This window comes from Halomonas sp. N3-2A, assembly GCF_002216165.1.
Taxonomy (GTDB): domain Bacteria; phylum Pseudomonadota; class Gammaproteobacteria; order Pseudomonadales; family Halomonadaceae; genus Vreelandella.
In genome coordinates, this window is record NZ_CP022286.1 from 2,970,093 (window position 1) to 2,990,440 (window position 20,348).

17 protein-coding genes are annotated in these 20,348 nt (G+C 53.7%); 6 read left to right on the plus strand and 11 right to left on the minus strand.

Features of this window, described 5'->3' with window-relative positions:
• Positions 1 to 147: 147 nt before the first annotated feature.
• Positions 148 to 318, plus strand: a complete 171-nt coding sequence (locus CEK60_RS13935) for a DUF3008 family protein (protein ID WP_232471523.1) — start codon at positions 148 to 150, stop codon at positions 316 to 318.
• A 25-nt stretch (positions 319 to 343) separates the two neighbouring features.
• Here CEK60_RS13935 and CEK60_RS13940 read toward each other — a convergent pair whose 3' ends face one another.
• The gene (locus tag CEK60_RS13940) at positions 344 to 1,207 is read right to left on the minus strand and encodes a cation diffusion facilitator family transporter (RefSeq protein ID WP_089039537.1); all 864 of its coding nucleotides are present in this window, start codon (positions 1,205 to 1,207) and stop codon (positions 344 to 346) included.
• 107 nt (positions 1,208 to 1,314) lie between these two features.
• On the opposite strand from CEK60_RS13940, the gene CEK60_RS13945 reads away from it, so the two are divergent.
• Both CEK60_RS13945 and CEK60_RS13950 read left to right on the plus strand, forming a co-directional pair.
• Positions 1,315 to 2,184: a LysR family transcriptional regulator gene (locus CEK60_RS13945; RefSeq protein WP_089039538.1), complete on the plus strand. Its 870-nt coding sequence runs from the start codon at positions 1,315 to 1,317 to the stop codon at positions 2,182 to 2,184.
• 196 nt (positions 2,185 to 2,380) lie between these two features.
• Entirely contained in the window at positions 2,381 to 3,790 is a 1,410-nt protein-coding gene (locus CEK60_RS13950; protein WP_089039539.1) for a PhoH family protein, read from the plus strand.
• 96 nt (positions 3,791 to 3,886) lie between these two features.
• On the opposite strand, the gene CEK60_RS13955 is transcribed toward CEK60_RS13950, so the two are convergent.
• The 6 genes from CEK60_RS13955 to CEK60_RS13980 all read right to left on the minus strand — a co-directional run bounded on the left by CEK60_RS13955 (position 3,887) and on the right by CEK60_RS13980 (position 11,268).
• Positions 3,887 to 4,885 carry a YihY/virulence factor BrkB family protein gene (locus tag CEK60_RS13955; protein ID WP_089039540.1) on the minus strand — a complete coding sequence of 333 codons (999 nt, stop codon included), beginning with the start codon at positions 4,883 to 4,885 and terminating at the stop codon, positions 3,887 to 3,889.
• Complete coding sequence (locus tag CEK60_RS13960; protein ID WP_089039541.1) at positions 4,886 to 5,551, minus strand: alpha/beta hydrolase; 666 nt, start codon at positions 5,549 to 5,551, stop codon at positions 4,886 to 4,888. It lies immediately after the preceding gene.
• Between the two features lie 73 nt (positions 5,552 to 5,624).
• Positions 5,625 to 7,394, minus strand: a complete 1,770-nt coding sequence (locus CEK60_RS13965) for an SLC13 family permease (RefSeq protein ID WP_089039542.1) — start codon at positions 7,392 to 7,394, stop codon at positions 5,625 to 5,627.
• Positions 7,395 to 7,668: 274 nt separating this feature from the next.
• Positions 7,669 to 7,872, minus strand: coding sequence for a cold-shock protein (locus CEK60_RS13970; RefSeq protein WP_009101184.1), 204 nt, complete (start codon positions 7,870 to 7,872; stop codon positions 7,669 to 7,671).
• 202 nt (positions 7,873 to 8,074) lie between these two features.
• The gene (locus tag CEK60_RS13975) at positions 8,075 to 9,730 is read right to left on the minus strand and encodes a GMC family oxidoreductase (protein WP_089039543.1); all 1,656 of its coding nucleotides are present in this window, start codon (positions 9,728 to 9,730) and stop codon (positions 8,075 to 8,077) included.
• 26 nt (positions 9,731 to 9,756) lie between these two features.
• On the minus strand, positions 9,757 to 11,268 hold the full coding sequence (locus CEK60_RS13980; protein ID WP_089039544.1) for a CoA-acylating methylmalonate-semialdehyde dehydrogenase: 1,512 nt from the start codon (positions 11,266 to 11,268) through the stop codon (positions 9,757 to 9,759).
• A 137-nt stretch (positions 11,269 to 11,405) separates the two neighbouring features.
• On the opposite strand from CEK60_RS13980, the gene CEK60_RS13985 reads away from it, so the two are divergent.
• From CEK60_RS13985 to CEK60_RS13995, 3 genes are all read left to right on the plus strand, one after another.
• Positions 11,406 to 12,308 carry a LysR family transcriptional regulator gene (locus CEK60_RS13985; RefSeq protein ID WP_089039545.1) on the plus strand — a complete coding sequence of 301 codons (903 nt, stop codon included), beginning with the start codon at positions 11,406 to 11,408 and terminating at the stop codon, positions 12,306 to 12,308.
• An 89-nt stretch (positions 12,309 to 12,397) separates the two neighbouring features.
• A complete protein-coding gene (gene msrA / locus CEK60_RS13990) occupies positions 12,398 to 13,033 on the plus strand; it encodes a peptide-methionine (S)-S-oxide reductase MsrA (protein ID WP_089039546.1) in 636 nt (211 codons plus the stop codon).
• Positions 13,034 to 13,232: 199 nt separating this feature from the next.
• Complete coding sequence (locus CEK60_RS13995; RefSeq protein WP_089039547.1) at positions 13,233 to 14,615, plus strand: NAD-dependent succinate-semialdehyde dehydrogenase; 1,383 nt, start codon at positions 13,233 to 13,235, stop codon at positions 14,613 to 14,615.
• 98 nt (positions 14,616 to 14,713) lie between these two features.
• Here CEK60_RS13995 and CEK60_RS14000 read toward each other — a convergent pair whose 3' ends face one another.
• From CEK60_RS14000 to CEK60_RS14015, 4 genes are all read right to left on the minus strand, one after another.
• The gene (locus CEK60_RS14000) at positions 14,714 to 15,193 is read right to left on the minus strand and encodes a phosphatidylglycerophosphatase A family protein (protein WP_089039548.1); all 480 of its coding nucleotides are present in this window, start codon (positions 15,191 to 15,193) and stop codon (positions 14,714 to 14,716) included.
• Entirely contained in the window at positions 15,193 to 15,966 is a 774-nt protein-coding gene (locus CEK60_RS14005) for a tellurite resistance TerB family protein (RefSeq protein ID WP_089039549.1), read from the minus strand. Before CEK60_RS14005 ends, CEK60_RS14000 begins: the two co-directional genes overlap by 1 nt.
• A gap of 105 nt (positions 15,967 to 16,071) precedes the next feature.
• A complete protein-coding gene (locus CEK60_RS14010) occupies positions 16,072 to 19,137 on the minus strand; it encodes an AAA family ATPase (RefSeq protein WP_089039550.1) in 3,066 nt (1,021 codons plus the stop codon).
• Positions 19,134 to 20,282, minus strand: a complete 1,149-nt coding sequence (locus CEK60_RS14015) for an exonuclease SbcCD subunit D (protein ID WP_089040930.1) — start codon at positions 20,280 to 20,282, stop codon at positions 19,134 to 19,136. Before CEK60_RS14015 ends, CEK60_RS14010 begins: the two co-directional genes overlap by 4 nt.
• Between the last annotated feature and the right edge of the window lie 66 nt (positions 20,283 to 20,348).

Genomic DNA, 20,348 nt, shown 5'->3' on the forward strand with positions numbered 1-20,348 from the left:
TTCTCTTAAGTTAACATCATCAGCTCGTCTGAAAAGGACACTTCTCTCTACCAAGTTTAATATCGTGATTGGTTTAATAAAGTCAACTGACAGGCGTCAGTGATATTAAAGCAACTTCCAAAACAAAGCAGAAAGCTGCGGGGGGCGGTGCTTTCTGCCAAGCGTGGTGAAACAAAGCCTAGCGAACTTTATGACGCTTCCAAAGGCCTGTCCCAAGATCTGTCCAAAGACATGCATGGCTCCAAGAGCGCAGAGGAACTTGAAGGGATGACAAGCACTCAGCGCAAAGATAAACCTCAAAAGAGAGTAAGTGACTAAACGTTACTAGCAAAAAGCCGGGGGATTAAGTAACTAATGTAATGCTGGTCACTGCACGCAAGTTACGCAGCTTACAATGCTGCTCCACACTTTCGACAATTTCTTCAGCATCATTGATTTGCTGCTTATCTAACTGAATATCTACCATTAAAAAACTACCAACTTGAGCTAAACGCACGTCTTCGTTGGTAATATCAAAATCTGCTACCTCTTGCACTACGTCCTGACGAACGCTGTCTAATGGTTTGCCAAACATCAATTCGCGCAACGCACCGCGTACCATGCGAATAGGAATTGGTAAGAAGTATCCGGCGATAATCAGTACCATCACAGGGTCAGCAAAACGCGCTAGATGAGCCCAAGGGGTAAACGTTAACCCCCACGTAAGCGCAAAGCCCAGCATCACAGCGGCACTCAGCCATGTGTCCATTTGCCACTGGCGCAGCTCGGCGGCCAGCAGTGATGAACGCGCAATTCGGGCATAGCGCTTCAACCACCACCAAGAAAGTAAACAACCTGCCACATTCACCACGCCAAACATCAGCGCAAGATCTAACGTTACCAGCCGCCCGCCTTGTGCAAGGCTCCACACAGCAGACACCATTGAGAACAGACACACTAACGCGATCACTACGCCTTTAAGCAGTACAGCCAACGGCTCTACGGTCAGCCGCCCAAAGGGGTAATGATCATCGGCAGGTTTGCTCGCCTGCTGTAACGCAAACAACGACAGCGATGCCAGCACTAAACTTAATAGCGAATAGCCACTATCGAATAAAACAGTAATTGATCCACTGGCAAGCCCAAGCGCAAGACCGGTAAAGGCAAACAGGCTGGCTGAGACAGCAGAGAATCTGAGCGCACGACGCTCGGCGACAAAGGGGGTCACGCGAAATACTCCAGTAAAGTGTGTTAAACCCAGCGCATAATAGTGAGTACACTCACGTTTCACCAATCGCTCAGCGCCAACTTTTTTGGCTCTCCACGGAGTAACCTATGCGCGCAGAACAAGTGCAGGCGTTTATTGACGTTACTGAACACGGCTCCTTTGCAGCGGCCGCGCGGCACACAGGGATAAAGCGCAGCACCCTCAGTGCCACAGTGAATGCTTTAGAGGATAGCCTAGGGGTCGTGCTGTTCGAGCGCTCAGGCAATAGCTTGCAGCTCACGGCGGTAGGTGAAAGCGTGCTGCCGGACTGCTACCGCCTGCTGACAAGTGCCAGCCGAATAAAAAAACACTGCCAACAGCACCTGCAAGGCGTAGAAAGCCAGCTGTGCATTGCCAGGGATGATGCGTTGCCTGAAGCATTTTGGCGACAAGTCATGCACGATTTAAAGCAGCGCTATCCACTTACGGCCATCTCGGTATATTTATTGCCTCCTCAAGAGCACCCACAGTTCGTCCTTCGCCAAACCGTTGATATCGCCTTTGGCTTGTATACCGCTGAAGGGGCCGACGTAAGTGCGAGTAATCTAGCCCCGGTGAGCATGTGCCTAGTAGCGGCAACCTCGCACCCACTAAGCCGCTTACCCAGCGTTACCCGCGATGATCTCGCCCAATATACTCAGGTGTGCTTAACCTATGAGCAGGGCGATAAGCTAGTCAGTGAGGCACTTTTTTCGACAAACTACCTAGGGCTGACCATGTTCGAGGTCATTCGCGATGCCGCTATCAATGGCACTGGCTGGGCACTACTACCCTATCCATTAGTGAAAGAAGCCATAGAAAGCCATCAGCTTTGCGCGCTAAATCATGATCTCGCCTTGGACAGCCACTATTATCGCTACGTAGAAGGTGAAAGTCTGGGCGTGGTCGCTACCGCGCTGCTAACCAAGGTGTCACGCTTTTTAGGCACGACTCGGTGATACTTTGCCATAACGTTGAAATAGAGCATTGGAAAAAATTGCTTATGCCTTCCACTCTGTTAAGGAACTTGTAAAAAAGTGCTACATAAGGAGATCAAAAGGACACGCTAGAGAACCGGCACAGGTGAGTGTCATCTAAGCGTAAAGTGCATCTGCCAGTGTCGATGTTGCCGTCAACTAAGGAGTAGTTTCCACGATGGTACGACTCGATAAGAAAGCGACTAGGCTGTATGTCCTAGACACGAATGTCCTTATCCACGACCCCGCCGCGCTCTACCATTTTGATGAGCACGACGTTGTTATCCCCATGACTGTTCTCGAGGAGCTAGACAAGCATAAAAACGGCATCAGAGAGATCGCCCGTACGGCGCGCCAAATTAGCCGTACGCTTTCCGATTTAACCAGCCAAGTCACCTTCGACGAAATTCAGAAAGGCATTCCTATTCCTCGCATCAGCGGAGAATCAGGCCGCCTCCATTTTTTGTGCTACAACGACCTTAAACCCTTCGACTCCCTTGATGACAACCCCGACAACCGTATTCTGGCGGAAACCTGCCGGTTACGCGATGAGCGTCCGGATGCTTCCGTCATCCTGATCACTAAAGATATCAACTTGAGGGTAAAAGCTGCCGCGCTAAAAGTGCCGGTGGAAGATTACCTGAATGATCGCGCCTATTCTGACAGCGATGCCATGATTGAAGGCGCACAGGTTTACGCCACTGCCGGACAAGATGGTGCTTCGCTGTGGGAAGCGCTCAATGTCGACGTCACCGTTGAACGTGTCGACCACCACACCTTTTATCAGCTAAGTGGCAACATGCCTCGCCATTGGCATGTCGGCATGCTGGTCTCCGATAGCGAAAATGGCGCTGAGTTTGAAGCCATTGTCCGTGAGCTTTCGCCGTCATCTGCCCGACTACAGCTACTTACCAACTACCGTCACCATGCGGGCGTATGGGGCGTTCATGCTCACGACAGCCGCCAAAACTTCACCCTCAATCTACTGATGGACCCAGACATTGATCTGGTCACCATTGCTGGTAATGCAGGCACCGGCAAAACCTTTATGACACTCGCCGCAGCGTTCCAGCAAACACTGGATGCCAAACTATTTGAGCGCATTGTGTTTACCCGTGCACCGATCCCCATGGGCGAAGATATTGGTTTCTTACCAGGCACCGAAGAGGAGAAAATGTCACCGTGGATGGGCGCCTTCCACGACAACATGGACAACCTATTGCGTAACGAAGAAGGGGAATCTAGCTGGGATAATGGTGCGACTCGGCAGTTAATTGGCTCTAGGGTACAGATTCGCGCACCGAGCTTTATGCGTGGGCGTACCTTAAACGATACGTTCTTGATCATTGATGAGGCACAAAACTTCACCCCCAAACAACTGAAGTCACTGGTAACCCGAGCGGGTCGAAATACCAAAATTGTCTGTTTAGGCAACGTGGGCCAGATCGACACGCCCTACCTCACCGCTAACACCTGTGGCATGGCGGCTGTTGTCGAACGATTCAGGGATTGGCCACATGCAGGGCACATCACCCTGAAAAGCGTTGAACGTTCACGCTTGGCGCTGGCTGCCGAAGAGCTGTTGTAACGCTTGCCGCAAAAACCCTACCGATTTCACACTTCCACTAAACAACACCGCCCAGCTTGGCTGGGCGGTGTTGATTGGTGCACATCGCTGTCGGGGTCATTTATCCTGCAACTGGCGTCGCGCATCAACATTTTCGCTATTCCAGGGGTTTTCCACACCCACCGTGTCGGCAGCAAATGCCTGACGTTCGCCAATAGAGCGAGCAGCTCCCACCGTTGTGTCGTTGCAGGTCTGGCGCTCCATTTCGCAGTTAAGTTCGGCACCAAACAGCACCACAAACGCTGACAGCCAAAACCACAGCATTAGCGCCACAACAGCACCAAGAGAGCCATACAGCTCACTAAAGGTAGAAAAGTAACGTGCGTAAAGCGACAAGCCGCCTGAGCCTAATAACCACATAGTGGTGGCAAACAGCGTGCCATAGCTTAACCAGCGCCACTGGGCAGAACGTCGATAAGGCGCGTAACGATACAGCAAAGCAATAAGCACGCTCATCAGTAACAACAGTGCGGGCCAACGCAGCCATTTCAAAACACTATCCAGCGGTGGCTCAATCGTCAGCGCATCCACCACTATCGGCACAATGGCGATAAACCCCAGTGACACTAGCGTCATTATGATCAAACCAAAGGTCAACGACACCAGCACGACACCACGCAGCAATAACGGGCGCTTTTCGTGTTCGCCATACACTACGTTTAAGCCAACCACTAACACAGAAACACTTTTCGATGCGATGTACATGGCCACTAACAGCCCCGCAAGCGCTGTCATCACATTGCCAGACTCTGTCGTCTCGACCACCTCTTGAGCCTGCTGGTCAATCAATTTTGCCGCATCCGGTGGCATAAAGCGGCTAATTTCGTAAAGCTGGCGGCCTGCCTCAACAGGATCAAACAGCAAACCCCAAAGGGAAATAACGGCGGCAATGGTCGGAAATAGCGCCAGCAGGGCATAAAAAGCGATGCCCGCGGCAAAGATAGTAATCCGATCCCGACGTGCGGCACGCGCTACACGCCAAATAATATCGAGCCACCCCTCACGAGGAATATCACTAGGTACGCCAGCTCTACGACCTCGGTACTGCTTACCCACTTAGCCCAACCGCTCGCTCAACCACTTGCCAATATCATTTACCTGCTGCGGGCATAGCGCATGCGCCATCGGATACTGGCGATAATTAACCGTGTAGCCCATTTCTTTTAGGCGTTCGACACCACTGCGCCCCAGAGTCTCAGGAACGATGGGGTCGAAATTCCCATGATGCACTTCGATGGGTATCTCACGATTGGATTCAGCTACATCGATGCTATCGGCCGTCGCAAAATAGGTCGACATAGCCAACAGTCCGCCAAGAGGCTGAGGGAACGAGAGTGCCGCCTGATAAGCGACTGCGCCACCTTGGGAAAAACCCGCGACGATGATACGACGGCTGTCGATCCCTTGATCAATCTGTTCTTCAATCAGTGCCTGGATACGTTCGGCAGACATTTTCAGCTGCACTTCATCTACCCGACGCCCTAAGTCCATAGCGAGAATGTCGTACCACGCAGGCATCACCATGCCGCCATTAATAGTGACCGGCAAGCGCGGCGCATGGGGCATAATAAAACGCACATGCGCTGAGTCCGGTAGCGTCAGGGCTGGCACTAGCGGCTCGAAATCGTGCCCATCGGCACCCAACCCGTGAATAATAAACACGCACGCATCGGCGGGTTGACCATTTTGCGGTTCAATAATCAGTTCGCCTGGGGCTGTCATGGGCTCTTTCCTTGCTAACGTTAAAAGCGCCACCCTAGCGTAAAGTGACGCGTTGGGCGAGTCATTTGCCTGCTTAAAGCGGCCAAACCAGTGGAATAAGGGTTAAGGCAATGGCGCCTGTCAAAAGGTTTAAGCCACCACCAACACGCAAGAAATCACTCACCCGGTAGCCGCCAGGACCATGAACCATAAGGTTCGTTTGGTAACCAATTGGCGTTAAAAAACTCGCCGAGGCAGCAAACATTACTGCCACTACGTAGGGCATCGGGTTAACCCCCAGGCTTTCTGCTGCTGCCATGACCACCGGAAAAATGATCACCGCAGCGGCATTATTGGTTACCAACTCGGTTAACATTGCCACGACGCAATAAGTGGCAATTAATAGCAACAGCGGGTTACCCGCCACCAACGATAGAACATTGCCCGCCAGGAAATCCGCCGCGCCGGATGTTTGTAGCGCAGCTCCTACCCCGAACGATGCTGCAATGGTCAACAACACTTGCGTATCCAGGCCACGCTTAGCAGCGCCCACGGAACAACAACCGGTTAACAGCGCGAGCGCCGCGGCCAACATGGCAGCATTGAGCATACTTAAGACACCTAATGCCGCCAACAGCACCGCCCCCAACAGAATCGCCCAAGCCAGCGGGGCTTTTTCATGCACAGGCCGCGCTGAGCCGTTCAACTCGCTAATTAAAAGAAAGTCTTTCGATTGGCGATGGCGCTCAATGAACGGAGGGCGCGCTTCTAACAGCAGCACATCAGCAGGTTGCAAACGGACTTGACCTAAGTTGCCGGTTACCCGCTCGCCGCCACGACAGATTGCTAGGACAGCAGCGCCATACAGCGTTCTAAAACGGCCGTCACGAATCCGCTGCCCAATAAACTGGCACTGGTTCGATACCACCGCTTCAACCAAGCGACGCTCTTTAAACTCTTTTTCCAAACTCGACGCGGCGTCACGAGAAGGGATGAGTCCACGAATCTGCTGTAGCTCTACAGCGGCATCCGAGGTACCCACAAAAACGAGTCGGTCACCTGCCTTTAGCTGCTCGCCGGGCCCCACCACACTCACCACATTACCTGCACGCTCAATTTCAACTAGAAAAAGCTCTTGAAGATGGCGTAACCCAGCTTCTTCCACCGTACGGTCAACCAGCACTCCCGCAGGATCAACTTCCATTTCGATAGTGAACTCGCGAGGGTTAGCAAACGCTTTTGACATCCCCTCTCGTGAGGGCAATAAGCGTGGCCCTAAGAAGATAAGATAAGCAAGCCCCACCAGCGCAACAGGGACGCCTACCCACGCTAAATCAAATAGCCCCATCTCAAGCGCGGGATAGCGCTCTACTAACAAACCATGCACAACTAAGTTAGTACTGGTACCAAACAGTGTAATGGTACCGCCGAGAATGGAAGCAAAGCTGAGCGGCATTAACAGCCGTTGGGGAGAAAGCCTTAATCGTCGACTCCAACTCATGACAGCAGGGATGTAGGTAGCCACTACGGGCGTGTTATTGAGAAAGCCGCTCAGCGATGCCACGGGTAACAGCAGCCGAACAAGCGCGCCCCGTTCACTGTTAGGACGACCCAGTACATAGCGAATAATCAGGTCAATGCCGCCCGTTTCACGAATACTGGCAACCAACACATACATGAAGGCCACGGTAAACAAGCCACTGTTAGAAAAACCGCCCAGCGCCTGTTGCGGGTCAATGACCCCCAAGGTCATTAACACCACGACGGCACCAAGCAGAATAATGTCTGGCCCCAGTCGAGACAGTGTCATTAACGGGAAGATAGTCAGCACTACCCCCACGGCTATCCAAGCATCCAGCGACATATCCTGCATCCCTAACCTAAAATCTTAGGAGCATTGTGCCGCCTCGAAGATATTCTAAAAAGTTATTTTTAGAAACACAGTAAGAACAAAAAAGAATATAGACGTGTGGCGTGTGGCGTGTGGCGTGTGGCGTGTGGCGTGTGGCGTGTGGCGTGTGGCGTGTGGCGTGTGGCGTGTGCAGGGTATTGACTAAGCAGCAACAAAAAACCCCGCTTTCGCGGGGTTTTTTAGCATATTAGCGTTAACCGCTAACAGCGAACATCATCGTTTCTAATTAAAGAACTTTGATGTTAGAAGCCTGAAGGCCTTTTTTACCCTGAGTCACGTCGAAGGAAACCTTCTGACCGTCTTGCAGAGTTTTGAAGCCGTCAGCTTGAATTTCAGAGAAATGCGCGAACAGATCGTCGCCATTGTCGTCCGGAGAAATGAAGCCGAAGCCTTTAGTGTCGTTAAACCACTTAACGGTACCAGTTGCCATGATCGAAATCCTCGATGTAGCTTGATGTAGAGCCGGGTAATACCCGAGTTGCAGTGGGTAGAACAAGAAACTTTCACCAGACTAAACGCTTGGGCGTTTCGATACTGCTGACAACGTTCGACTTGCTAACCAACTGCATTCAGCATGCGCTTAACTTAGCCGCACGTCAATACTATAGTTAAAAAAAATGTCAGGGTGATGACTAGTCCGCTGCCACCATCCACCCTGCTGCTTTCTCAGCAATCATTAAGGTAGGTGAGTTGGTATTGCCACTGGTAATAGTCGGCATAATACTGGCGTCCACTACTCGCAGACCGCTCACGCCCTTAACACGCAGCTTGGAATCCACCACGGCCCCCGGATCGTCATCGCGGCCCATTTTCGCCGTCCCAACGGGGTGAAAGATAGTGGTACCGATATCGCCCGCCAATTTGGCCAGCTCTTCGTCGCTTTGATACTGCAACCCAGGCTTAAACTCTTCTGGCTGATACTTAGCGAATGCCTGCTGCTCAGCAATCCGCCGCGTAACCCGTAATGAGTCTGCCGCCACCTTGCGGTCTTCTTGCGTGCTCAGGTAGTTAGGCTCAATGGCGGGCGCCGTCTGTGGATCACGGTTTTTGATCCTTACCGAGCCACGGCTTGTGGGGTTAAGGTTGCAGACACTGGCAGTAATCGCAGGAAACTCATGCAGCGGCTGGCCAAACGCATCCAGACTTAATGGCTGTACATGGTACTCGATGTTGGCGTGCTGATACTCGTCAGAACTGCGCGTAAAGATACATAACTGAGAAGGCGCCATACTCATCGGCCCCCTACGTTTCAGCACGTATTCCAAACCAATCATGGCTTTACCCAGTAGAGTACTGGCCATGGTATTGAGCGTTTTTGCCCCTTTCACCTTATAGACAGAACGAATCTGCAAGTGGTCCTGCAAGTTTTCGCCTACGCCAGGTAGCGCTGCCACCACATCAATACCGTGTTGTTGTAATAGCTCGGGCGCGCCAATACCGGAAAGCTGCAGAATCTGTGGCGAACCGATAGCACCAGCACTCAGCACAGCTTCTTTATTGGCTGTCACGTTGATCGTTGCGCCTTCACGCAAAAGCTCAGCGCCCGTGCAGCGTGGTTGGCCACCTTGTGGTTCAAATAGCAAACGATTGACGTGGGTAGAGTGCCAGATCGTTAGGTTGGTGCGTTGCTTGATCGGCCGCAAAAACGCTTTAGAAGTATTCCAGCGCCAGCCATTGCGCTGGTTGACTTCAAAATAGTTAACGCCTTCGTTATCACCACGATTGAAATCGTCAGTGCGCGGAATGCCCGCTTGCACCGCCGCCTCAGCAAAATCATCTAGCACTTGCCAGCTTAAGCGCTGTTTTTCGATCCGCCATTCGCCACCATGACCATGATAACGGCGATGATCGGCATCGCCTTCACCACCTTCATCCAAACGGTGATGGTCTTCGTGTTTCATAAAATCTGGCAAGCAGTTCTCCCACCGCCAGGCGTCATCGCCGGTCAACTCGGCCCAGTGATCGTAATCGCGTGCCTGACCACGTAGATAAAGCATGCCGTTAATGCTGGAGCAGCCACCTAGCGTTTTACCCCGGGGGTAAATCAGTGAGCGGCCATTGAGCCCTTTGTCAGGCTCGGTACGAAACAGCCAGTCAGTGCGCGGGTTGTTGATGCAGTAAAGATAGCCCACCGGAATATGAATCCAGTGGTAGTTATCCGGCCCGCCCGCTTCAATTAGCAGCACCTTATTATTTGGATTAGCACTGAGTCTGTTAGCCATCAGGCACCCTGCGGTGCCTGCGCCGATCACAATATAATCGAAGTTATTATTAGTAGCATGTGACATGTACGGGCTCCCGTAACGTAATGGCGTTACTTCGCCGTCGGCATCACAAACTCAGCGCCTGAATCAATAGAGTCTGACCAGCGCTGCATAATGGATTTCTGTTTGGTATAGAAGCGCACGCCCTCTTCGCCATAAGCATGCGTATCGCCAAACAGCGAACGCTTCCAACCGCCGAAACCGTGCCACGCCATGGGTACCGGAATGGGCACATTGATGCCGACCATGCCCACCTGAATACGGCGACCAAACTCCCGCGCAACGCTACCGCTCTCAGTGAAGCAGCTCACGCCGTTACCAAATTCATGGTCATTGATCAGTTGAATGGCGGTGGCAATATCCGGCACCCGAATACAGACCAGCACTGGGCCGAATATCTCTTCTTTGTATATGGTCATCTCAGGGGTGACGTGATCAAACAGAGTGCCGCCCATCCAGAATCCTTCGCCACAGCCGTCGCCGGTTTGCGCGGCATCGAATTCTCGGCCATCCACCACCAAGTGTGCGCCTTCTTCTACACCTTTATTAATGTAACCGGTAATCCGCTCATGGGCCTGGCGGGTGACAATCGGGCCCATTTCCGCATCCAACTGCATGCCGTCTTTAACTTTCAGCGCCTTGGCACGTTCCGCCAACTGAGCCACCACGCCATCCGCCACATCGCCCACCAGCACCGCCACGCTGATCGCCATACAACGTTCGCCCGCCGAACCGTAGGCAGCGCCAATCAAGGCATCCACGGCTTTATCCAGGTTGGCATCCGGCATCACTACCATGTGGTTTTTAGCGCCACCCAGTGCTTGCACCCGCTTGCCATGCTTAGCGCCGCGCTCGTAAATCAGGTTAGCAATCGGCGTAGAACCAACAAACGACAACGCTTTAACATCCGGATGGTCGATCAACGCTTCAACGCTGTCTTTATCGCCCTGAACCACGTTGAACACACCATCCGGCAAACCCGCCTGCTTGAGCAGATCGGCGATCATCAGCGAAGCACTAGGGTCAAGCGGACTAGGCTTAAGTACAAAAGTGTTACCTGCAGCAATCGCCACGGGGAACATCCACATCGGTACCATGACAGGGAAGTTGAACGGCGTAATGCCCGCTACCACGCCCAATGGCTGTCGCATGGTCCAGTTATCAATACCGGTGCTTACCTGCTCGGTATAGTCGCCCTTTAACAACTGAGGAATACCGCAAGCGAATTCAACGACATCAATCCCCCGGGCAACTTCGCCCTGGGCATCAGTAAACACTTTGCCATGCTCTTTAGTAATTGCTTCCGCCAATGCATCTTTATGGGTGTTGAGCAGCTCCAAAAACTTGAACAAAACCCGTGCCCGACGAATGGGCGGGGTGTCGGCCCAAGTAGGAAATGCCGCTTTAGCGGCTTGCACAGCACTATCGACATCGTGTGCCGAGGCAAGTACCACGTTTCCGGTGACGTTACCCGTCGCAGGATTAAACACATTTTGAGAGAGACCCGAGCTTCCCTGGCTGATCTGCCCGTTAATGAAATGATTAATAGTGGTTGTTGTCATTTGGCTACCTTTATAAGCAGATTAAAATACCGAATTAAGTACTGACAGATTAACCAGCTCTGTGAGGCAATCAATTGAGTAATTTTTAACCTAGATATAAGCTTTTCAAATAACACAACGACAACAGGTGCTCGCTTATGCAAGAAAACTCAGCGCTACGGGCATTTGTAGCCGTCGCACGTACCGGCAGCGTTTCACGGGCAGCTGACCAGCTATGCCTGACTCAACCCGCCGTCAGCCTAAAGTTGAAGCAACTTCAGCAGCACTTAGGGTTAACCCTATTCACCCGTCGCCCTCAGGGATTAACGCTAACTGCCGACGGCTATGCGTTATTGCCCGCCGCAGAAAATGCTCTGGCCAGCGCCCTGGCCTTTGAGCAACGCGCTAGCGCTTTGCACAGTACCCTGCGAGGAAAACTAAAAATCGGCACGATTGTTGACCCGGAATTTATTCGCCTGGGTAAATTTCTCAGCCGATTGATGGCTCGTGCCCCTCAATTGGAAACCGAGCTGCACCACGGGATGAGTGGCAACGTATTAACGAAGGTAGAGCAAGGCGAACTGGATGTGGGCTTTTTTCTCGCCCCTCCCGGCGAAGGATCAGGAAGCGAAATCCTTGCTTGGCGTGAGCTGACCCACTTCCACTATCACGTCATTGCCCCAGCAGGCTGGGAAACCAAACTGTTAGATACTCGCTGGGAAGCTCTAGCCAAGCTTCCCTGGATAGTCACTCCCCCGGTCTCGGCGCACCACCGGCTGCTAGAGCACGTCCTAACCCCAAGCGGTGCCACGCCTAATAGGGTTGCCCAAGTAGACCAAGAGGCTTGTATGCTGGATTTAGTCCGTGCGGGAGTGGGTCTAAGCTTAGCCAGGGACGCGCTGGCAATGGCCGAACGCCAGGAAAGCGGCTTGGCTGTAGCCGACAATGTTCGCCTGCCCTGTGCACTTAGCATGATATGGCGCAAAGAACGCGCGGCGGAGCCGACTATCAGAGCAGCATTGGATACGTTAGACACCGTATGGCCTTACCGGCTGGGGTAGCGCATAGGTTATGTAAGGTATTAGCCAACGTTGCCACTAAGCGACTCTACATTGAGCGATAACTCACCACGTCCACCGGAGTGCTTACCATGATTCGATTCCAGCTTTTTCGCCCCTTATTTCAGCCCTTAACGCTGTGTGTTATAGCTGCCGCAGGTCTCGCCAGCACGCCACTCCATGCCCAGTCTAATGCGGAAGCCACGTTTGCTGGCGGCTGTTTTTGGTGCATGGAACCGCCCTACGATAAGCAGCCCGGCGTCAGCGCCACCATCTCTGGTTATATGGGCGGCGAGCTTGAAAACCCTAGCTACGAGCAAATTTCTCGCGGCGGAACTGGCCATGTCGAAGTGGTGCAAATCAGCTACGATGCCAGCCAAATCAGCTACGAACAGCTGCTAGAGATTTTCTGGCGCAATATTGACCCCTTCGCCGTAGACCGCCAGTTTTGCGACAGCGGCGACCAGTACCGCTCAGCCATTTTTTACCATAGTGATGAACAACGAGAGCTAGCAGAAGCGTCGAAAGCTGAAATGGAAGCACGCTTTGACCAAGCTATAGCAACTGAGATAGCTCCTGCCAGCGAGTTTTGGGAAGCTGAAGAGTACCACCAGGATTACTATGAAAAAAATCCGCTACGTTACCGGTTCTATCGTTTGAGCTGTGGTCGGGACAATCGCCTGGAAGAGGTATGGGGCGAAGAAGCAGGTGGGCCAATATTTGAGTAGCCTACCCTTAACGCGCAAGTTTAACGGAACATTTTTTACCTACGACTGCCCTAGAGGGAGCGCTGTAGTTAAGACGCTAACAATCAATTTGGGCAAACCGGCGTTTTTCTACTAGAGTGGAGAATCAACATTAATAGACCAGTCGGCTAATAGCTGGTCTATTGTTTAACGCCCCGTTGATCAAAAGATAGGAGATCTTATGAGCAACAGCATCACCACCGTCAACCCAGCCACCGGCGAAACGCTTGAGACTTATGCGCTAATGGATGCCAGCCAAGCCAAGCAGATTGTCAAGGCTAGCCATGAAGCGTTTCTTGATTGGCGACTTAAACCACTTGAGCAGCGCGCTAAGGTAGTCAAAGCCATTGGCGAAGCGCTTAACGCCAATAAAGAAGAGCTTGCCGAACTGATGGTGAAGGAAATGGGCAAGCTACCCAGCCAAGCCCGCCAGGAAGTCGAGCTTTGCGCAGGTATATGCGATTACACCGCGAAGCATGGCCCCACCACATTAGCTGACGAAGAGCGCAACCCCAGCAACGGCGAGCGTGGCATTGTTACTTACTCTCCCATGGGCGTTATCTATGGCATACAGCCGTGGAACTTCCCTGCTTATCAGGTAGTGCGTTACTCCATCGCCAACATTATGGCGGGTAATAGCGTGCTGCTGAAACATGCTGAGAATGTCACTGGCAGTGGCCTACTGCTCGAAAAAATTTATCGTGAGGCTGGCCTACCGGAAAACGTTTTCCGCACGATCATTATCTCTCACGCTGTATCTGATGAGGTGATTGCACACAAGGCGGTTCGTGGCGTCACGCTTACGGGTAGTGATGGTGCAGGACGTAAAGTCGCGGCAAAAGCAGCCGAGCACCTGAAAAAAACCGTACTGGAATTGGGTTCAAACGATGCCTATTTGGTGCTGGATGATGCCGATCTCGATGTTGCCGTCAAAACCTGCGTCACTGGCCGAGTGTTTAATACCGGACAGACCTGCGTGGCTGCAAAACGCTTCGTGGTGACCGATGCCAACTACGAAGCGTTCAAAGCGCGTTTTGTGGAAAAAATGAAGGCGCTGAAAGTAGGCGACCCCAAGGCAGATGACACCGACCTAGGCCCCATGGCGCGGGTTGACCTACGCGATGCTCTTCACGAGCAGGTGGAACAGAGTGTGCGTAAAGGCGCAAAAATCCTCTGTGGCGGCGAAAAGCCATCTGGCAAAGGCGCGTTTTACCCAGTGACCGTGCTGGATAACGTGACACCCGGCCAGCCCGCCTACGATGACGAGCTATTCGGACCCGTCGCGGCGCTGATTCGCGCTAAAGATGACGAAGACGCCATGCGCATTGCCAACGACAGCCGTTATGGCCTCGGCGGCGGCATCATCTCTAAAGATGTGAAGCGTGCTACTGAGCTTGCCAGCAAGTACTTCGACACCGGCATGGTGTTTATCAATGGCTTTGGCGTTGCCACCCCGGAAATGCCGTTTGGCGGCGTTAAAGACTCCGGTTATGGACGTGAGCATGGCGGCTTTGGCATGCTTGAGTTCGTTAACGCAAAGTCGGTCATTGTTGTTAAAGAGTGAGGCGGTAAACGCTCAGAGTCATAGGTCATAAAAAGAGCGCGCCGCTAGCTTTCATCAGGCTAGCGGCGCTTTTTTGGTTACTAGTATTGTTATGGATTTTAGTGTTGTTCAGCGGTTCGGCGCTGCCAAAACTTCACTATTAGGGCCATCACTACCCACGTCACTAACGCCGCAATAACATCGTCTAACACAATTCCGAAGCCACCCTGCACATACTCTGCCAAATGAATTGGCGGCGGCTTCAGCGAATCAAAGAAGCGATAAACTCCAAACGCCAGGGCCATAACGAGTGGATTTCGGGCGGCTGTTAGCCCCAATACCGCTAGCGGGAACGCGACATATTCGTCGGCGACGATGCTGCCATGGTCAGCACCCGCAAAGTGCAGCGAAGCTGCATGGCATACTGGAACAGCTGCAGCAACTAACAGCCCCGTTATGGCCGCTTGCTGACGGGTTGGCTTACTTAACAACCACCACGCTAATGGAATTCCCAGCAGCGAACCTACCGTACCCGGCGCCACCGGCGCTAGCCCCAGCCCAAAGCCGGTGGCTAGCCAAAAATTAATGGTATCCAGCATTAACCGGCCTGCTGCGCCTGGCGTTCAAGTTCGGCAGCCATGTCGGGCGAGAGATTCAGCGCACTTGCCAATTGATCCAACCAAGCGCGCTCCATGGGATTTTGATCATCAGTGACAGCGACGCTGATCAGATACATCTCGCGGGCAGCCTGGGGGGAGTCAGCTTCACGGGCGAGTGTCTGAGCATCCAGCGGGGCGTTGAGCTGCTGCTCGACCCAGCGATGCATCTCCTGATCGGCACCTAGCGCATCGATCTGCTCCGTGATGAGTGCCTGCTCTTGCTCATCAATGTGGCCATCAGCTCTGGCGGCCATAATCATTGCTTGCAACAGCTCAAGGCTGCGCCGCTCTTGATACTCACCGCTAAGCACTTCTACCCGTTCGCCCTCGGATGCATTTTGAGCAGCACTGGACGAGTTAGCAGCATTTTTCCCTTCCTGAGAGCTTTGCCATGCTTTCCAGGCCAGCATGCCCACACCAGCAATTGCGCCGTACTTGAGCGCTTTACCGCCCATGCTACGACCACGCTTAGAGCCAATAAGCATGCCCATTGCGCCACCACCTAACTGGCTCTTCATATCAAAACCGCTAGAGCCGCCCCCTTGCCGCGAGCCCTGGCCTGCGCTACTGCTACCACCGCCTAGCTGGCGCGATAACCCATCAATAACGCCTTTAACATCGAAACCGCTTCCGCTGTTTCCACCACTGTTTCCACTACTTCTACTACCGCTGGCCTGCTTCATCAACTGTTGTAAAATCTTGCTTGCGTTCATCCTTGCACTCCTAAGTGGTTAGTATCTCTAGGGCTCGCTAGACGATTCACTTCCGTTATAAAACATGCTGTATGAACGCAGCATGAATTAACGCCACCCCAGGCATTAAAGAAGCGCGCCCTTCACCTCCACCGAGCTACCAAGTCGGCTGGCACGCACTTCAACACGGACAGGCATTTGCTCTTTGAGTTCGCTGACATGAGAGATAATCCCGATCATTCGCCCGCCCATTTGTAACTCACTGAGCATAGCAATTGCTTGGTCTAATGCATCCTGATCAAGGCTGCCAAAGCCCTCATCAATAAATAGCGTATCCAACTGAATACCGCCTGCGTAGGCCTGCACCACGTCAGAAAGCCCTAGCGCCAGCGCCAACGCCGCCATAAACGACTCGCCGCCGGAAAGCGTCGCTACCGAACGGCTCTTGCCGGTGTAGGTATCGGCCACATCCAACTCCAATCCCGAGGCTTTATTGCCCTTGGATGGGTCTTCGCGTCGTACCAACTGGTAGCGCCCGCGGCTCATACGCACCAGCCGTTCAGACGCTTGGATCAGTACGTCGTCCAGCAGCACTCCTAGCACAAACCGCTGCAAGCTAATGCGATTACCGGTGCGCCCATTAGCCACTTCGCTTAATGTCCCCCACACCCGATACTGGGCTTCAAGCTCGGCCTGGGCCGCACGGGCAGCGGTAAGTTTCTGGCGAACTCCCTGCAACGTAGTTAACCGCCCATCTAGCGCCCGCCACGCATCGAGTTGAGTGTGCTCCTCCGCTTGGGCGGCTTCGGTGAGTGTGGCGAGTGCGGCGAGATCTGGCGGCGTTTTTTCGGCCAGCTGGGCGTGGTAATTGTGTAGCGCGCCGTCAAGCTCAGCCAACCGGCGTTGATACGCCTCTACGTGGCGAGCCAGGTCTTGCCGTTGGCTATCCTCTAGCTGAGCCGCCTGATAAGCAGCTTCGCTGTCAAACGAACTAGCCTGTAGCGCTATTTGCCACTCAGCATGGGACTGTTCAAGCGCTTGCTGGTTACGCGCCAGCTGCTGGTTTGCGCTGCGCAGCTGCTCTTCTGCCCGCGCCTGCTGGGTCTGGCTCGTCGAAAGCACCTGTTGTGCTCGCTCCCAGGCCTGTTCAAGCTCAGCAATTTGGTTATCAAGTTCAGTGAGCGTTTGACGCATGGCCAACGGGTTACGGGCATCTTCTGGCAGTGATTGGCTTAATTGATCGCGCTGGCTCTCTAGCCGTAACGCCTCCTCTTTGGCCTTTTCAACCGCAGGCCGCTGGGCTTTGAGCTGTTTGTCCAGCGTGCCCCAGCCGCTACGTAGCTCGTCACGGGCAGCGCTTTGCCGGTTAATCTCACTCTCGACATGCTGCCGACGCGCGACTTGGCGGTGCAATTGTTCGCAGGCCTGTTGCAGCTCAAACGGCGGTTGGCTGGCCCAATCGCCTAACTGGTGACTAAGGCGCTGCGCCTGCTCAGCGTTGTAGCTAAGCTGCTGTGCTAACTGGTGAGCCTGACGCTCGGCGGTTTGGAAGGCTTGGCGGGCCTGTTCCTCAACTGAGCGGGCTTCTTCTACCTGCGCTTGGGTAACGATATCAGCATGCTGAACCGCTGGGGATGGGTGTTCAAGGCTGCCACACACCGGGCAAGGCGCGTCCTCTTCCAGGGTGAGCGCTAACAGTGCAGCTTGCCCTTGGTGCCAGCGCATCTCTTGCTCAGTTGCGTGGCGCTTAGCCTGTTCTGCTTCGCTGCGCCGACCTTTAAGCGCCGCCGTTGCCTGCTGTTGTTGAGCGACAAGTTCACGCCCCTGCCGCATCAACGCCTCCAACTCCTGCCGCTGAGCTAGCAAGCTCTCGTGGCGGCTCAGCTCTGCAGGGGCGCTGGCCAACTGCTGACTTTCCGTTTGCAGCTGCTCAAGCGTAACGCTTAGCGCTTCACCTTGCTGACGAATACCGTCTAACTGAGCTTCATCACGCTTAAGTATGTCATCGGCTTGCTGCCAAGCGGTTTGCGCCGCTTGCCAGCGCGCTTCAAGCTCACTTAACTGCTGGCTTTTGTGGATAAACTCGCCCAACTGACGATGGCGCTCGCGCAGTGCAGGTAGTTCGGTCTGGCGCTGGCGTGCCGCTTCAAAGGTACTCTTGGCTTGTTCAGTATTCGTACGCTGGGTCGTAAGCGCGGCATCGGCTTGCCGCTGCTCTGCTTGGGCGGTAGTGAGTGCCTGCTGCGCCTGGACTAACGCAGCACTGTAAGGTCGTAGCGCTTGAGCGTGGTCGCTTTGGGTCAAGCGGCTCTGAAAGGCCGTTATTTGCGCCTGCTGCTCAAGGTGGCGTGCTTTCTCTGCGGCGAGGCTGTCCCGCGCTTCAAATTGGCGCTGTAACGCTTGGGCTTCATCTCGTCGCTGTTCAGCACTACGGCGCTGCTGCTGAGCGGTTTCAAAACGCTGACGCGCTTGACCTACTTGCGGGGTTAGCGCCTCTATTTCTTGCGCTAATGCCGCTTCGCTTTCCAGCTCGCCCCCGGCCAAAATGCCGCTGATATGCTGGCGGTGATCATTCACCGCTCGCTCTATTTGATTCGCCTGGGTACGCAGGCGCTCTTCAATGCGCTGAAAAATCTGGGTTTGAAATAGCTGGGAAAAAATTTTCTCGCGGTCTTTCGATTCCGCTAACAACAGTTCACGAAACTTCCCCTGGGGGAGCACCATGACTTGGCGAAATTGATTAGCATCCAGACCTATTAAGGCGTGCAGTTGGCTGTTGGCATCGGTGACCTTACGCGCCACCAAACATTCATCCTCATCACCTTCCGGGGTCAGCCGCCACAGTTGGGCTTCAGCACTTTGCGTGGTAGTGCCTTCACCAGTCGCCTTGGGGCGCTCCTGCTGGGGCACCCGGCGCACTCGGTAAGCACTATCGCGCAGGCGAAAATCCAAGCTCACCTCGGTCAACAAGCTAGCAGCAGCTTGGTCGCAGCGCATTTGGCCGGCATCACGGTCATTTCCGGTGGTTTGGCCGTAAAGCGCAAAACAGATAGCATCTAATATCGAGCTTTTCCCTGCGCCCGTGGGGCCGTTAATCAGAAACAACGGGCTTTTGCCCAGCGCAGTAAAGTCGATCGTTTCGCTGCCAGCAAAGGGGCCAAACGCTTGCATAGTGAGCGTTAAAGGCGTCATGACTGGCTCTCCTGCTCACGGCTTAGGGCGGTGATGAGTTCACGCATGGCGCTGGCCTGCTCATCACTCATGGTGTCCCCACTGGTTTGGGTAAAGAAATCGCTAAACATATCCAACGCGCTGAACTGCAGCCGTTCGCGATCTAACTGCTGCCTCCCTTGGGCTTCCAGCATGCCGGGCTTTTCTAAATGCAGCACGTTGGGGTAGACCTCGCGTAGTTTGCCCATGGGGTCAAGAATCGCGTGGCGGTCGGTCAAACGAACGAGTAGATAGTCATCGGCTTGGGTATCGGTTTTACCTTGTTCTAGCTGCTCGGCCAGTTCGCCCTCCAGCACACGCACCTCTCGGCGCGGCGTCAGCGGGCGGTGTTCGATCTGGCTCACACCCTCGGGGCCAATATCCACCAGCGTGACGCCTTTACGCTGGTTAGCCTCTGAGAAGCTGTATTTAAGCAACGAGCCGCTGTAGCGAATATGTTCACCACCGCGATATTGCGGCCCATGAAGGTGGCCTAAGGCGACATAGTCAAACGACTGCATCGGCTCCCAAGCAACGCTTTCCGCGCCCCCCAAGGTTAACGGGCGCTCTGAATCGCTGGCACTGCCGCCATCCACAAAGCAGTGGCTCATAAGCACAGTAGGTCGGCCCGCTTGGCGCTGGGTATTGATACGTTCGACTAAGTAACGGTGGGCGCTGTCGAAATCGCGGACATCCACCGAAAACTGGCTGCGTACATACTCCGGGTCAGCGTAGGGAATACCGAACACATCCACCTCTTCCCCATTAACCGACAGTGTCACCGGGTGATCGCAGGCAGATAGATCAGACAAAATATGCAGCCCTGCTTGGCGCAGGTGGCGCGCCCCGAAGCCGAGTCGCTCAGCGCCGTCGTGGTTGCCGGAAATCATAATCACCGGTAGGCCACGCTTTTCACACAGCTCACCAAGCACCTCATCTAACAGCGTGACGGCAGCGGATGGCGGCACCGAACGGTCGTAGATATCGCCTGCAACCAGCACAGCATCCACCACATCGCGGTCGATAATATCCAGTAGCTGGTTCAATACATGGCGCTGGTCTTCCAGCAGGGAGAGGTTGTGAAACAGCCGCCCTAAGTGCCAATCGGCGGTATGAAGTAGTCGCATGGCAGGCTCAACGCAAAAAATATGCCCCATCATAGCAATCTGCATTCCAAACTGTCCGTCACGCAG